At 64.9% G+C, this 13,958-nt stretch carries 10 protein-coding genes; 3 read left to right on the forward strand and 7 right to left on the reverse strand.

The features are described from left to right. Window positions 1-48: 48 nt before the first annotated feature. The 5 genes from J7E80_RS05025 to J7E80_RS05045 all read right to left on the reverse strand — a co-directional run bounded on the left by J7E80_RS05025 (window position 49) and on the right by J7E80_RS05045 (window position 6,653). A complete protein-coding gene (locus J7E80_RS05025; RefSeq protein WP_215050390.1) occupies window positions 49-1,119 on the reverse strand; it encodes a Gfo/Idh/MocA family protein in 1,071 nt (356 codons plus the stop codon). Between the two features lie 177 nt (window positions 1,120-1,296). Further along, window positions 1,297-2,397, reverse strand: coding sequence for a sugar-binding protein (locus J7E80_RS05030; protein WP_215050391.1), 1,101 nt, complete (start codon window positions 2,395-2,397; stop codon window positions 1,297-1,299). Window positions 2,398-2,451: 54 nt separating this feature from the next. Beyond that, window positions 2,452-3,729 (reverse strand): multiple monosaccharide ABC transporter permease, encoded by a 1,278-nt coding sequence (mmsB, locus tag J7E80_RS05035; protein ID WP_215050392.1) that lies wholly within the window; start codon window positions 3,727-3,729, stop codon window positions 2,452-2,454. Between the two features lie 44 nt (window positions 3,730-3,773). Continuing rightward, complete coding sequence (mmsA, locus tag J7E80_RS05040; protein ID WP_215050393.1) at window positions 3,774-5,333, reverse strand: multiple monosaccharide ABC transporter ATP-binding protein; 1,560 nt, start codon at window positions 5,331-5,333, stop codon at window positions 3,774-3,776. 129 nt (window positions 5,334-5,462) lie between these two features. Continuing rightward, the gene (locus J7E80_RS05045; RefSeq protein ID WP_215050394.1) at window positions 5,463-6,653 is read right to left on the reverse strand and encodes an ROK family transcriptional regulator; all 1,191 of its coding nucleotides are present in this window, start codon (window positions 6,651-6,653) and stop codon (window positions 5,463-5,465) included. Window positions 6,654-6,860: 207 nt separating this feature from the next. On the opposite strand from J7E80_RS05045, the gene J7E80_RS05050 reads away from it, so the two are divergent. After that, window positions 6,861-7,673: a nitrilase-related carbon-nitrogen hydrolase gene (locus J7E80_RS05050; RefSeq protein WP_215050702.1), complete on the forward strand. Its 813-nt coding sequence runs from the start codon at window positions 6,861-6,863 to the stop codon at window positions 7,671-7,673. Between the two features lie 20 nt (window positions 7,674-7,693). Here J7E80_RS05050 and J7E80_RS05055 read toward each other — a convergent pair whose 3' ends face one another. Both J7E80_RS05055 and alr read right to left on the reverse strand, forming a co-directional pair. Beyond that, the gene (locus J7E80_RS05055) at window positions 7,694-9,334 is read right to left on the reverse strand and encodes a PucR family transcriptional regulator (RefSeq protein ID WP_215050395.1); all 1,641 of its coding nucleotides are present in this window, start codon (window positions 9,332-9,334) and stop codon (window positions 7,694-7,696) included. Next, window positions 9,324-10,556 (reverse strand): alanine racemase, encoded by a 1,233-nt coding sequence (alr, locus tag J7E80_RS05060; protein WP_215050396.1) that lies wholly within the window; start codon window positions 10,554-10,556, stop codon window positions 9,324-9,326. The genes J7E80_RS05055 and alr overlap by 11 nt, the downstream gene beginning before the upstream one ends. A gap of 101 nt (window positions 10,557-10,657) precedes the next feature. On the opposite strand from alr, the gene J7E80_RS05065 reads away from it, so the two are divergent. Together J7E80_RS05065 and J7E80_RS05070 are read left to right on the forward strand one after the other, a co-directional pair. Next, window positions 10,658-12,217, forward strand: coding sequence for an amino acid permease (locus J7E80_RS05065; protein WP_215050703.1), 1,560 nt, complete (start codon window positions 10,658-10,660; stop codon window positions 12,215-12,217). Continuing rightward, window positions 12,214-13,956 carry an NAD(P)/FAD-dependent oxidoreductase gene (locus tag J7E80_RS05070; RefSeq protein ID WP_215050397.1) on the forward strand — a complete coding sequence of 581 codons (1,743 nt, stop codon included), beginning with the start codon at window positions 12,214-12,216 and terminating at the stop codon, window positions 13,954-13,956. Before J7E80_RS05065 ends, J7E80_RS05070 begins: the two co-directional genes overlap by 4 nt. The last annotated feature ends 2 nt before the right edge of the window (window positions 13,957-13,958 follow it).

The raw sequence follows: 13,958 nt of genomic DNA on the forward strand, positions 1-13,958 counted from the left end.
GCCGTTGGAGAACACCTGAGGGATGCCTTCCGGAGCGGCTACACCCCATCAGTGGGTGTCATTTGGGTAGCTGACGCCAAGCTGCGCCCGGACGCCGTCGAAAAGCCGCATGGTGTTCAGAGAATCCTCCAGCGGCATGACCGGGCTCTCCGTCAGGCCTTGCTGGACGCATCGCGTCACCTCACGAAGCTCATAGGTGTAGCCGAGGCCCGCAGGTTCGAAATGCTCAGTCCGCAGAGGTTCGCGTCCGATTCCGATGACAAGCTGCCGGGGGTTGTTGATCGATCCGAGCGCCTGAAGATAGCCCAGGCTACCAGCGACAGTGGCAGCCCTCGGACCGTAAGCCAGCAGTGAGGAGGTCAGCTGTGCCTGTGCTCCGTGGTGATAACCCAACGTCAGTGCGTTCTGGGCATCGACGCCATCGTCATTGAGGGTGCCCATGGCGCTGACTGACTGCGGGAATCCCAGGGTTCCCAAGGCCCAGAGCAACGGATAAACGGTCAGATCGAGCAGCGCCCCGCCGCCGTCCTTGACGGACCACAACCGTGCAGTGGGGGAGTACGGGGCCGGGAAACCAAGATCCGCGGTGACCCACTGCACGGTGCCGAGTTCGCCTGACGCTGCTACCTCAAAGGCCCGCTGCATGCTGGGGAGGAAGCGGCTCCAGACGGCTTCCATCAGGAACAGGTCCTTCTCACGGGCCACGTCGATCAGCTCGGCGGCCTCGCGGGCATTGATGGTGAAAGCCTTTTCGCACAATACGTGTTTGCCGGCATTGAGGGCAGCCAGCACCATCTGGTGGTGCTGGGCGTGAGGGGTGGCCACGTACACAACGTCGACGGAATCATCCGCGAGAAGGCGCTGGTAGCCGCGCTGCCCGCCGTCGTCACCGTACGCCGCTGTGAAGCCGAATTCGAAGGCGAAGGCGTCTGCCGCTTCCTGACGGCGTGAACTGACCGCATACAGCTCGGCGTCTTCGAGCAGGGCAAGATCCCGGGAGACCAGCTCGGCGATGCGCCCGGTGGCGATAACTCCCCACCGCAGCAGAGTGCCCGTTGCGGCGCGGGGATCCTGGTTGGACTGGCTGAAGAGCCACGGCTTGGCAATAGGTGACGTCATGACGCCATCCTCTCACTGGTCTGCGGGAGCGTTGGTGGATTTCGCGCAGGACGTGCGAAAGGTGAGGGAGGGGCGGGTCAGGAGGTGCGAAAGGTGAGGGAGGGTCGGGTCAGACAGAAGAGCCCCGGCTTCCCCTTGCGGGGGAGTCGGGGCTCTTCTATTGATGCGTCGGTGACGTTACTTGGTGATCGGTCCGAGTACCGGATCGTCTACGTAGGCCGTCTTGACGTTTTCCTTGGTCACGATGACTGGCTCCAGCAGGTAGGCGGGGACGGTCTTGACCTTGTTGTTGTAGGACTTGTCGTCGTTGATCTCAGGCTTCTTGCCGGCCTGGATGTCCTTGACCATGGTGATCGCGTGCTCCACGAGTTTGCGCGTGTCCTTGTTGATGGTGGAGTACTGCTCGCCGGCCATGATGGACTTGACGGACTCAACCTCGGAGTCCTGGCCGGTGATGACTGGCGTGGGCTTGCCGGCGGCCTTGACGGAGGTCAGGATGGCGCGGGCCAGGAGATCGTTCGGGGAGAGAACGCCATCCAGTGCGGCGCTGCCGTAGGAGCCGCTCAGCAGGGTGTCAGCGCGGCGCTGGGCGTTTTCAGACTTCCAAGCCTGGGTGACGGCCTGTTCGAAGGAGGTCTGGCCGGAGAGCACCTTGAGCGTGCCGTCGTCGATCTTCGGCTTCAGGACGCTCATGGCGCCGTCGAAGAAGACCTTCGCGTTGGCGTCGTCAGGGGAACCTGCGAAGAGCTCGATGTTGTACGGGCCCTGCGGCTTCTTCTTCTGCATGCCCTCAAGGAGTGCCTTGCCCTGGAGCTCACCAACCTTGAAGTTGTCGTAGGCCACGTAGTAGTCGACGTCGTTGGTGTTCAGCAGCAGACGGTCATAGGCGATGATCGTCACGCCGTTGTCCTTGGCCTGCTTCAGCTGGGTGCCGAGCTGGGCGCCGTCGATGGCGCCGACGATGAGGACCTTCGCGCCCTTGGTGATCATGGCACTGATCTGGTTCTGCTGCTCCGAAACGCCGGCGTTGGCGAACTGCACGTCCGGCTTGAAGCCGGCTTCCTTGAGCCCGTCATTGAACAGTTTCTCCGCCAGGACCCAGTTTTCGCTGGTCTTCTGCGGGAGCGCGACGCCGATCGAGGAGTCCTTGGGGAACGCCTCGCCGCCTGCTGTGCCACCGCCCGTCGTGCCGGTTTCAGAACGGCCGCAGGCTGTCAGCGCCAGTGCCGCAATGGCAGCGATTGCTGCCGCCTTTCCTGCTTTACCAATCATTCGCATTGCTTGGTTCACTTTCTATAGGGGTGGGAAATGCATCCGGGGAGCGGTCAGCGCTCAGGCTTCCCGGGCGATGGTTTCTTTGGTGGAAGTCACTTCGTCAGGCTGGAGCGGCGTGCCTCCGCTGGGGCGGTTGAAGTTCTGGGTCAGCATGCCGATGATGGACCTCTTGCCCTGGCTCTTGTTGTAGACATCGAACGCCACGGCGATCAGCAGGACCAGGCCCTTGATGATTTGGGTGAGGTCGGCGCCGACGCCGAGGAGCTGCAGGCCGTTGTTCAGCACGGCCATCACGAGGCCGCCGACGATGGAGCCGATCACGGTGCCCACGCCGCCGGTCACCGCGGCGCCGCCGATGAACACCGCCGCGATTGCGTCCAGTTCCCAGCCCACGCCGTCGAACGGGCCGGAGGCCGTGGAGCGGCCGACGAAGATCATGCCGGCGAGGCCGGCCAGGACGGACATGTTCATCATGACCAGGAAGTTGACCTTCTTGGACTGGACGCCGGAGAGCTCTGCTGCGTGCCGGTTGCCGCCCACTGCGTAGACGTGGCGGCCGACGACCGTCTTGGAGGAGATGAAGCCGTAGACCAGGACCAGGACGGCCAGGATGAGGCCGGGGATCGGGAAGGAAGTTCCCGGACGGCCCGTGGCGAACAGGTACGTCGCGTACAGGATGGCACCGCAGATCAGCACGAGTTTGGTAACGGCCACCCACGCCTCGGGGACCTCTGCGCCGAGCGCCTTGGCGGTGCGCCGGGCTCGGAGCTCGCTGAAGACCACAAACGCGACGCCCAGCAGGCCTAGCAGCAGGGTCAGGTTGTTGAAGCCGGTGTTCGGACCAACCTCCGGAAGATAGCCGGAGCCGATGTACTGGAAGTCGCCGGGGACGGGGATGGTGTTGGATTTGCCGACGAACTGGTTGAAACCGCGGAACAGGAGCATGCCGGCAAGCGTCACGATGAACGCGGGTATCCCCACGTAGGCCGTCCAGAACCCTTGCCAGGCGCCGATCAGGACTCCCAGGCCAAGGCCGAGCAGAATGCCCGCGTACCAGGGTATTCCCCAGTCCCGGATGGCCAGGGCAACGGTGACGCCGACGAAGGCCGCCACGGAGCCGACCGACAGGTCGATGTGGCCGGCGATGATGACCAGCACCATGCCGATGGCCAGGATGAGGATGTAGGAGTTGCCGTTGAAGAGGTTGATGACGTTGCCCGGAGTGAGCGTGCGGCCGTCCGTAGCGAATTGGAAGAAGATGATCAGTGCAACGAGGGCGAAGATCATGCCGAATTGACGGGTGTTGCCGCCAAAGAGCTTCTTGAGCGCGTTCATTGTGTCAGTCCTTGTTCTGGAAGGTTCTGGAGGATTCCAGAGGGTCAGGCGGCGGCTTTGCGGGCAGAGGTCATCAGTTTCATCAGGCTTTCCTGACTGGCCTCGTCTTTATTCAGGACACCTGTGATGGCGCCTTCGAAGATGGTGTAGATACGGTCGGAGAGGCCCAGCAGTTCAGGCAGTTCGGAGGAGATGACGATGACCCCCCTGCCCTGGTTGGCCAGTTGCTGGATGATGCCGTAGATCTCGTACTTGGCCCCGACGTCGATGCCGCGGGTGGGCTCGTCCAGGATCAGCAGGTCGGGGTCCGTGAACATCCACTTGGCCAGGACGACCTTCTGCTGATTGCCGCCGGAGAGCTTGGCCACGCCTTCCTCCACGGACGGCGTCTTGGTGCGCAGGGACTTGCGGTACTGCTCAGCCACCGTGAATTCCTTGTTGGAATCCACGACGAAATGCCTGCTGATCTTGTTCAGCGCCGCCGAGACAGTGGTGGTCTTGATGTCATCCAGGAGGTTCAGGCCCAGGGACTTCCGGTCCTCCGTGACGTAGCCGAGGCCGGCGTCGATTGCCTGTTTGACGTTCTTGAGGTGGAGTTCCTTGCCGTCCTTGTAGATGCTGCCGGTGATGTACCGGCCGTAGGAGCGGCCGAACACAGAGCGGGCCAATTCGGTGCGGCCAGCTCCCATTAGCCCGGCGAAGCCCACGATTTCGCCGCGGCGGACGAAGAAGCTGGAGCCCTTGCAGACCAGCCGGTCCTGGACCTGGGGGTGCCCGACGGTCCAGTTCTTGACCTCGAAAAGAACATCGCCGATTTTGGGTTCGTGGTGCGGGAAGCGCGACTCGAGCGTACGGCCCACCATGCCCTTAATGATCCGGTCCTCGTCAACGCCGTCGGCCTTCACGTCGAGCGTCTCGATGGATTTGCCGTCACGGATGATGGTGATGGAGTCCGCGATCTGCTCGATCTCGTTGAGCTTGTGGGAAATGATGATGGACGTGATGCCGCGGCCCTTCAGGCCGAGTATCAGGTCCAGGAGGTGCTGGGAGTCGGATTCGTTCAGCGCCGCGGTGGGCTCGTCCAGGATGAGGAGCTTCACCGACTTGTTCAGCGCCTTGGCGATCTCCACGAGCTGCTGCTTGCCGACACCGATTTCCTTGATGGGGGTGTCCGGGTCTTCGCGCAGCCCCACCCTGGCGAGCAGTTCGCGGGTCCGGGTACGGGCCTCGGCCCAGTCGATGACGCCGCGCTTGACCGGCTCGTTGCCCAGGAAGATGTTCTCCGTGATGGAGAGCTCCGGGATCAGGGCGAGCTCCTGGTGGATGATCACAATTCCTGCGTGCTCGCTGGCCCGGATGTCCTTGAATTGCTGGACCTGGGACTGGTAGACGACGTCGCCGGTGTACGTGCCATACGGGTACACACCCGAGAGGACCTTCATCAGCGTCGACTTGCCGGCGCCGTTCTCCCCGCAGATCGCGTGGATCTCCCCGGCCTTCACCCTCAGATTCACATCGGCCAATGCTTTAACGCCAGGGAATTCCTTGGTGATGGAGCGCATTTCGAGGATTACGGGTTCGCTTTGCGTGTTGATGGACGTCATTTGCCCTTACGCCTCCAATGCTGACTTCGTTGTCTGCCCTGCAAACCGCAGGGCCGTCTGATGAAAAAGTAAACTGGATCACAGCCATTGTCGTCAAGTCTTTAACGCAACGGGCGGGTAACGAAAACATTAGGAACGCCGGATTCCGGAGTGTTGGAAGACCAGGGCTGCAGCCCCCAGAGCCTCCGCGCGGTCGCCCAGGGAGGACATTGTCAGGGTGGTGGTTTCCCCGATGACGGGGACGGCGTGCCGCACCAGGCCCCTCCGGATGGGGTCGAGCAGGAGCGGGCCAAGGCCGGCCAGTGGGCCGCCGATCACGATGACTTCCGGGTTGATCAGGTTGGCGACGTTGCCCAGGGCGCGCCCCACCGCCAGGCCTGCGTCATCCACCACGCGAAGGGTCGCGGAGTCCCTTGCCTGCGCCTTCCGGACAATGTCCTCCGGCGTCAGTGGCATGTCCTCGCCCCGGCTCAGCAGCTCGATCATGGTGGTGGTGGATGCGATTGTCTCGAGGCAGCCCCTGTTGCCGCACCTGCAGATCAGTCCGTGTTCGTGGATGGTGGCGTGGCCGATTTCGCCAGTGATGCCCACGCTGCCGTAGTAGGGGGCGCCGTTGAGAATGAGGCCGGCGCCGATGCCGGAACCGATCTTCATGAACATGAGGTTGCTGACCCCGCTGTGCGGACCCCAGGTAACCTCTGACAGTGCGCCGAGATTCGCGTCATTGTCAATAAAAACAGGGAACTGCAGTGTGCTTTCGAGATGCTGCAGGATGTTGATGCCAACCCACTCGGGCAAGATGGCGCCCTGCGCCACTGTGCCGGTTCGCCGGTCGATGGGACCTGGGATTCCGACGCCGGCGCCCACTATCGCGCTGCGCTCCACACCGCTGTCCTCCAGCAGCTTGGCAAGCAGTGCGACGGCTTCCTGGATGCCCTGCTCCGCGTGGTGCCCCAGCGGGAGCAGGACTGATTCCTCCGCAATGATGTGGTAGCTCAGCGACGCCAGCACCACGCGCAGATGCCGACGGCCAAAGTCGATGCCCACGGCCACGGCGCCGTTGCTGTTCAGCCGGACGTTGAGGGCCCGCCGTCCGGAACTGGTAATCGGCTCGGTCGATGCCAGCCCCGAATCCTGCATGATCTTGACGATGTTGGACACCGTGGCGGTGGACAGACCCGTTTGCCGGGCGAGCTCCGCCTGGGTGGATGGGCCGTTGAGCAGGCATTCGATGATCCGCTGCTGGTTCAGGTGCCGGAGAGCGGACTGCGACCCCGGGTTTTTGGTTCGGCTCCTCGTCGAGCGCGATGTTGAGGGCATGCTTAGAAGCGTGCACCATCGGCGCCTTGTAGTCAATAAGTTAACGCAAGGACGGGCTTTCCAATAAATCTTTTGCAGTGGACAATACGTCCTGCGAATGGGCTGTACCGGTGCAAATGGCACCGTATAGAGGCCGGAACCGGGGCTACGCTGAGGAGGAAGACGCTCCGATTCTGACGGACGTTCACAAAGATTCTTGAGGTGATCATGGTGTTGCTGGCGCTGATGCAGGCAAACTCCACTGTTTTGGATGTTGACCGCAACTGCCATGCGGTTGATGAGGCGGCACGCGATGCCGCGGCAGGGGGCGCGGGCGTGTTGCTGACTCCCGAGCTGTTTCCCGTGGGCTATGCGCCGCTGCGGGTCCGCACCGAACTCGACCCTGCCCGTCTTCCTGCGGTCCACCGGAGGATGGCTGAAATCGCACGCCGGCACAACATTGCCGTCGTCTACAGCCTGCCCGCCGTTACGGCCAATGGGCAATGGCAGATATCGGCCGTTCTCGTCAGTAGCCGGGGGGAGGAACTGCTCAGCTACTCCAAGGTCCACCTCTTCGGGCCGGAGGAGCGCAAGGCGTTCAGCCCCGCCGAAGCAGCCCCCGCGGTCGTGAATCTGGATGGAATCAGGACGTCACTGGCTATCTGCTATGACGTGGAATTCCCCGAGACGGCACGGGCCGCCGCCGCCCGCGGCGCCGAGCTGCTCCTGGTTCCCACGGCTCTCGCGCACGGGTTCGAGGAGGTGCCCCAGATCCTGCTGCGTGCACGGGCGCTGGAAAGCCAACTGACTGTCGCCTACGCCAACCACTCTGGTTCGGAGGACGGCTGCGAGTTCCTTGGCGGCAGCGTCATTGCCGCTCCGGACGGTTCGCTGCTGGCCGCCGCGGGGACGGGTGCGGAACTGCTGTTCGCCGAAGTGAGCGCGGAGGCGGCCAGGGACGCGAGGGACGCCGTGCCGTACCTTGCCGAGCGCCGTCCCGCTGTCTACCGTGCCTGGGAAGACAGCCTGCGCCGGGATTAGCCGCTCCAGGAGGACAGGCATCAGCCCGCAGCGCCGCCGGCCGATAGCAGCTCGTCCACGTACTGCAGGGCGATCCACAGCTCCGCCCGCACTTGCGCCTGGTTGAGATCGGTGTCCAGCAGCTCCGCCACGGCATTGATCTGACGCCGGACGCTGTTGCGGTGCAGCCCCAGTACCTTGGCAGTGGCGTCCCAGCTCCCGTTTTCGCCCAGCCACGAGCGCAGGACAGCCAGCTGCGCGTCCCGGCGCTCCGGTTCCTGGTTCAGCAGCGGCTCCAGCAGCCGGCCCGCCAGCATGGTGCCGGCCTCGCGGCCGAGGAGACCGGCCACGGTCCATGACACTTCGTCCACCCTCGCACTCTTGCCGGTGTTCCGGACCCGCGACCGCAGGGACGTCACCCGCTGGTATGCTCCGGCCAGGCCCGCCAGTTCAGTGGCCTCCCCGATGACGAGGCGCCAGCCGAGCTTCTCGACTTCGCTGACGAGTGCATCATCAACCTTCAGCCGGGTGACTGCAGCGAAGCCGTAGTCCGTGATCTCCACGAGTTTGGTGTCGAACAGCCGCCGCCACTGCAGCAACTCCCTGACGGGGCTGTCGCCCGCGGGCCACGTGCCCTGCTCCGCCTTAATTCCCTGCACCACCCGCAGCGGTGCTGAACGGGTGGAGGAGGTGCTTTGGGCCAGCAGGTCCCTGAGCCCATTGACGTGCCGGGTTCCGCCGCTGACCAGGCTGTCCGGATGCAGCAGCAGTGCCGTGGCCAGCTGGCTCGGCGCGAGGGATCCGCTGGTCCGCTGCCGGACCAGCAGTTCCAGCAGCCCGACGGCGGACGAGACCACGCTGTTCTGCGATGGGGTCAGCGGCTGGTCCGTTCCGAGAATCAGGGCGCCGAGGTTGGCGTCGCGCGTGCTGCGCAGCGGATGACCGAACACCAGGGTAGAGCCGGGAACGTCGAAGGAATCCATTTCCACGCGGGGACCGCTGCCGCCGAGCAGCCGCTCGAGGATCTGCTGCAGGGCGGAAAGCTCGACGCCGGTGCCCGCCCGGGCGCGGACCCTGCCGTCCGCGCCGACCAGCACTGCCCACACCGGGACGCGCTGGACCAGGGCGGCCAGAAGCTCATGCTCGGGGCGCGCGGAAAGGACTGCGCGCATCAGCTGCCGGTTGGTGTCCGCCAGCTGCCGGAAGACTTTGGCGTTATCCGATTCGAGCAGCTGCGAAAACTCCAGCCCGATGGCAGCGAACGGCACAGTGCCTGGCACCTCTACCAGTGTCAGGTTATGCCGGACGCAGGCCTTGACCAGTGCTTCCGGCACCGCATCGAAGTAGGGTTCCAGCCCGAAGCCCAGGGCTCCCACGCCGGCTCCCACCAGGCGCCGCACATAGGCGTCAACCCGGGCCTCATTGCCTGCCTCACCCACGAACGGGAGCCCCGCCGTGAGGAGGAACTCGCCGTCGAGCAGGTACGGCGTGGGGTCCTCCAGCTCGCTGGGCTCCACCCAGCGCAGCAGGCCGGAACCGTTGCCGCCGTCGTGAAGGACGGTCAACTCCGGCGGGAGCTTGTGCAGGAACTCCTCCAAGGTGACGACGCTCAGGGGCTCCGCGCCTGTCCCCGTTCCCGTTGCAGTTCTGGTTATCCCTCCGGCGGCAGCCTCAGGCGACATGCGGCGCACCGTCCTCGGGATCCTGGTAGTCGGGGCACTCGTAGGACGTTGGCAGGTCATAGGTCCTGGGCAGGCGGGGCGCGATCCGGTTGATGATTTCGTCGCCGTGGCTGCCGATGGCCGAGCCCCATTCGTCCGCGCTCGCCGCCCCGGTGTCCGGATCACCGAACAGCACGGCGGTGTCGCCGACGGAAACTCCGCGGGCTTCCGGGCCGAGGTCCACCATGAACTGGTCCATGCACACCTTGCCGATCACGGGCACCCGCCTGCCGCCCAGCTGGACAATGCTGCGTCCCGAAATGCCTTTTGGGATACCGTCCGCATAGCCGAGGGGGATCAGCCCCAGATACCTTGCCTCGTGGGTGATGGCCTGGTGTTCGTAGCTCACGCCGGTGCCAGCCGGAACCTTCTTCACCAGCACCAGGGGAGCCGTGACGGTCAGGGCCGGACGCAGCCCGAACTCTGCGGGGTCAAGATGGTCGGCGGGCGCCAGGCCATAGATGGCCAGCCCGGCCCGCACCATGTCGAAGGCAAACTCAGGGCGGTCCAGAATGTTGGCAGAGCTGGACACATGCCTCAGCTCCGGTTCCAGGCCGCCTTCCCTGGCCTGCCGCACCGCTTCCCCGAAGGCCTCGACTGCTGCGGCGTTCCCGGGATGGGCCGGCACGTCGGCCCAGGCCAGGTGGGTCCAGATGCCCCGGACAGTGAGCGTCCCCTCGAGCTCGGCCGTGCGTGCGGCCGCCACGAGGCCAGGCCAGTCTTCCGCGCGGGCGCCGCCGCGGCTCAGCCCGCTGTCCAGCTCAAGGTGGACCGCGGCCGGCCGTCCGAGCGTGCGGGCAATGCCGGCCACAACGTCCAGTTGGGCGCGGCTGCCCAAGGACATGTCGACGTCGTTTTCCAGGGCTTCGCGAATGATCTCGCTGGACGCTGTGGCGAGGTACAGCCAGGACAGAACCGGCGCCGTGATGCCCGCGCGGCGCAGCGCAAGAGCCTCGGTGAGCTGTGCCGTCCCGAGCCAGTCGGCACCGGCAGCGAGGGCGGCCTGTGCCACCTCGACAAGCCCGTGGCCGTACGCATTGCCTTTCACGACCGCCATGAAATGCGGTGCCGGAGTGAGTGCCCGGAGGGCGCGGACATTGTCGGAAATCGCGGCCAGATCAACGCTGACCCGGCCGGAAAGCACCGCCGAAGGCGTGCTGGTCTCGTGTGCATTACGTCTCATGCCAGAACACTATAGGTCATTTTGCACAATCGTGAGAGGTGGCTCACAGACCTAAGCTGGGGCGAGGGGAAATGACAACTACTCACGAATGGACGTCAATGATGACTGTGCCCACCTACACAGAGCCGCGGCCAGCACCGCCGACTGGCCGGCCCGGCTTGGCCGCGCAGCTGCTGCGCCGCAAACCGATCGGACAGATGGTCAATGAAGCCGAAACCGGCCACGGCGGAACCCGCCTGATCCGCAGTTTCGGTGTTTTCCAGCTGACCATGATCAGCGTCGGCGCGACCCTGGGAACCGGCATCCTGGTGATCCTGGGGGAATCGGTTCCGGTGGCCGGGCCGGCCATCTGGATCTCCTTCGCCATCGCCGGACTCGCCGCACTGCTGTCCGCAGTGTCCTACGCCGAAATGGCCGGGCTGGTTCCCGTGGCCGGCTCCAGCTATTCCTACAGCTACGCCACTTTGGGCGAGGGCGTGGCCTGGATCTGTGGCTGGTGCCTGGTGCTCGAATACGCCGTCTCGGTCGCGGCCGTGGCAGTTGGGGCCGGCCAGTACGTGAACGAGTCCCTGGCGGTCTTTGGCCAGATCCTGCCCGATGCAATTTCCCAGCCGCCCGGAGATGGCGGCGTCGTGAACATCCCGGCGATGATCATCGTGCTGTTCGCCATGATCCTGCTGGTACGCGGCGCCAAGGAAAGCGCCTGGATTAACACCGCCATCGTGGTGGTCAAGGTGGGGATCCTGGTCTTCTTCTGCGCAGTGGCCTTCACCGCCTTCAGCGCCGGCAACTTCGAGCCGCTCCTGCCCATGGGCGCAGCCGGTGTCTCAGCCGCCGCTTCCAGCGTCTTCTTCTCCTACATCGGCTTCGATGCGGCATCTACAGCCGGTGAGGAAGCGCGCAACCCCAAACGGGACCTGCCGCGGGCCATCATGCTCTCCATGCTGATCGTCACCACCATCTACGTCCTGGTTGCCGTGGCCGCCGTCGGCGCCCGTCCCTGGGGCTGGTTCGACGGCAACGAGGCCGCACTGGTCAAGATCCTTGAGGAAACCACCGGGCAGCCGTGGATCGCCCTGGTCTTCGCCGTCGGCGCAGTCCTTGCCATCGCCAGCATCGTGCTGACTGTCCTATACGGACAGACCCGCATTCTTCTCTCCATGGCCCGCGACGGGCTCATTCCCAGGATCTTCGGCCGGGTCTCCGCGAAGACCGGCACTCCGGTTGCCGGCACCCTGATCGTGGGCATCCTCGTGGCAGTCACCGCCGGCCTGGTTCCGCTCGGCGCCCTGGCTGACGCCACGAGCATCGGCACCCTTTTCGCCTTCGCGCTGGTGAACGTTGCCGTCATCTACCTCCGCCGCGTGCGGCCCGAACTCAAGCGGACCTTCACGGTCCCGCTGTTTCCGCTCACCCCCATCCTCGGAGCGCTCATGTGTGCGTACCTGATGGCGAACCTCGGGGCGGACACCTGGATGACCTTCGGCATCTGGATGTTGGTGGGCCTCGCGGCATACTTCGGCTATGGCCGCCGGAATTCAAGGGTGGCTTCCCTGACTCACGAGGAATACCGTGAATTGTCCAGCCGCGAAGAATTGTCCAGCCGCGAACTTTCGAGCACCCCGTCAAACCCTGAAACCATGAAGGCAGAGCTTCCATGACAACCGCTACCGAGTTGCCGGCGTCCGATCCGTCCAGCACGGCCACCTTCGCCCCGTCGGGCGCCGCGACGGCCGTCGCCGACAGGCCGGCCCAGGCACCCATCACCATGCTGAATCCGGACTTCCCGTTCAGCTACGACCATTACCTTGCCCACCCGGACGGGCTGGGGGCGGTACCGCCAGAGCTCTACGGCACTGAAGTTGCTGTGGTCGGCGCCGGCCTCTCCGGACTGGTCACCGCCTACGAACTCATGAAGCTGGGGCTGCGCCCGGTGGTCTACGAGGCCGACCAGATCGGTGGCCGCCTGCGCACTGCCGGCTTCCCCTCCGCCCCCGGCGTTGTGGCGGACCTCGGCGGCATGCGCTTCCCCGTCTCCGGCAAGGCGTTCTATCACTACGTGGACCTGCTGGGCCTCGAAACCCAGGACTTCCCCAACCCACTGGCACCCGTCACGTCCAGCACCGTGATCGAACTTGCCGGGCAGAAGCACTACGCAAGCACCGCGGCCGACCTGCCGCCGTTCTTCCGGGAGGTGGCCGAGGCATGGAAGGCTGCTGTCAACGACGGCGCCAAATTCAGCGAGATGCAGGAGGCCATCCGGGCACGCGACACGGCCCGGATCAAGGAACTCTGGAACGAGCTCCTGCCGCTGCTGGATGAGCAGACCTTCTACGGCTTCATTGCCGCGAGTGAGTCGTTCCGGGAGGCTGGCTTCGCCCACCGCGAGGCTTTCGGCCAGGTGGGCTTCGGCACAGGCGGCTGGGACACGGACTTCCCCAACTCCATCCTGGAAATCCTGCGCGTCGTCTATACCGACGCCGACGACCAGCACCGTCTCATTGCCGGGGGAGCGCAACGCCTCCCCGAGGCACTGTGGCACCACACGCCGTCGGGCATGGCCCACTGGCCGGAAGGGACGTCCCTGGCGTCACTCCACTCCGGCTCCCCGCGGGGAGCCGTGGACCGGATCGGCCGCGACGCGAACGGCGACCTCCGCATCCGCGAACGGTGGGGGCGCGAATCGGCCTACCCCGCCGTAGTGACCACGTGCCAGTCGTGGCTGCTGTCCACCCGCATCCACACCGAAGAGGCGCTGTTCCCCGCTGAACTGTGGACGGCGATCGAGCGCTCGCACTACATGCAGTCCTCCAAGACGTTCGTGATGGTGGACCGGCCGTTCTGGAAGGACATCGATCCCGCCACCGGCCGCGAGGCCATGTCCATGACGCTGACGGACCGCCTGAACCGCGCCACCTATCTGCTGGACAACGGCCCGGACAAGCCCGCCGTGATCCTGCTGTCCTACACCTGGAACGACGACGCGCTGAAATGGCTCGCCCTCGACGCGGACCAGCGGGTTGAGCTGATGCTGCACTCGCTGGAACAGATCTACCCGACCGTCGACATTGCCAGCCACATCGTGGGACAGCCCATCACCGTTTCGTGGGAAGCGGACCCCAACTTCATGGGCGCGTTCAAGGCGAACCTGCCTGGGCACTACCGCTACCAGCAGCGGCTTTTCACCCACTTTAAGCAGGACAAGCTGCCGGCGGCGCAGCGTGGAATCTTCCTGGCCGGCGACGACATCTCGTTCACCGCGGGCTGGGCCGAGGGTGCCGTGACGACCGGGCTCAATGCGGTCTGGGGCGTGGTGAACCACCTCGGCGGTTCATCGTCCGCCGCGAATCCGGGCCCGGGTGACGTCCTTGACGCACTCGGGCCGATCAGCCTCGATTAGCA

Source organism: Arthrobacter sp. ISL-28 (assembly GCF_018613875.1).
GTDB lineage: Bacteria > Actinomycetota > Actinomycetes > Actinomycetales > Micrococcaceae > Arthrobacter.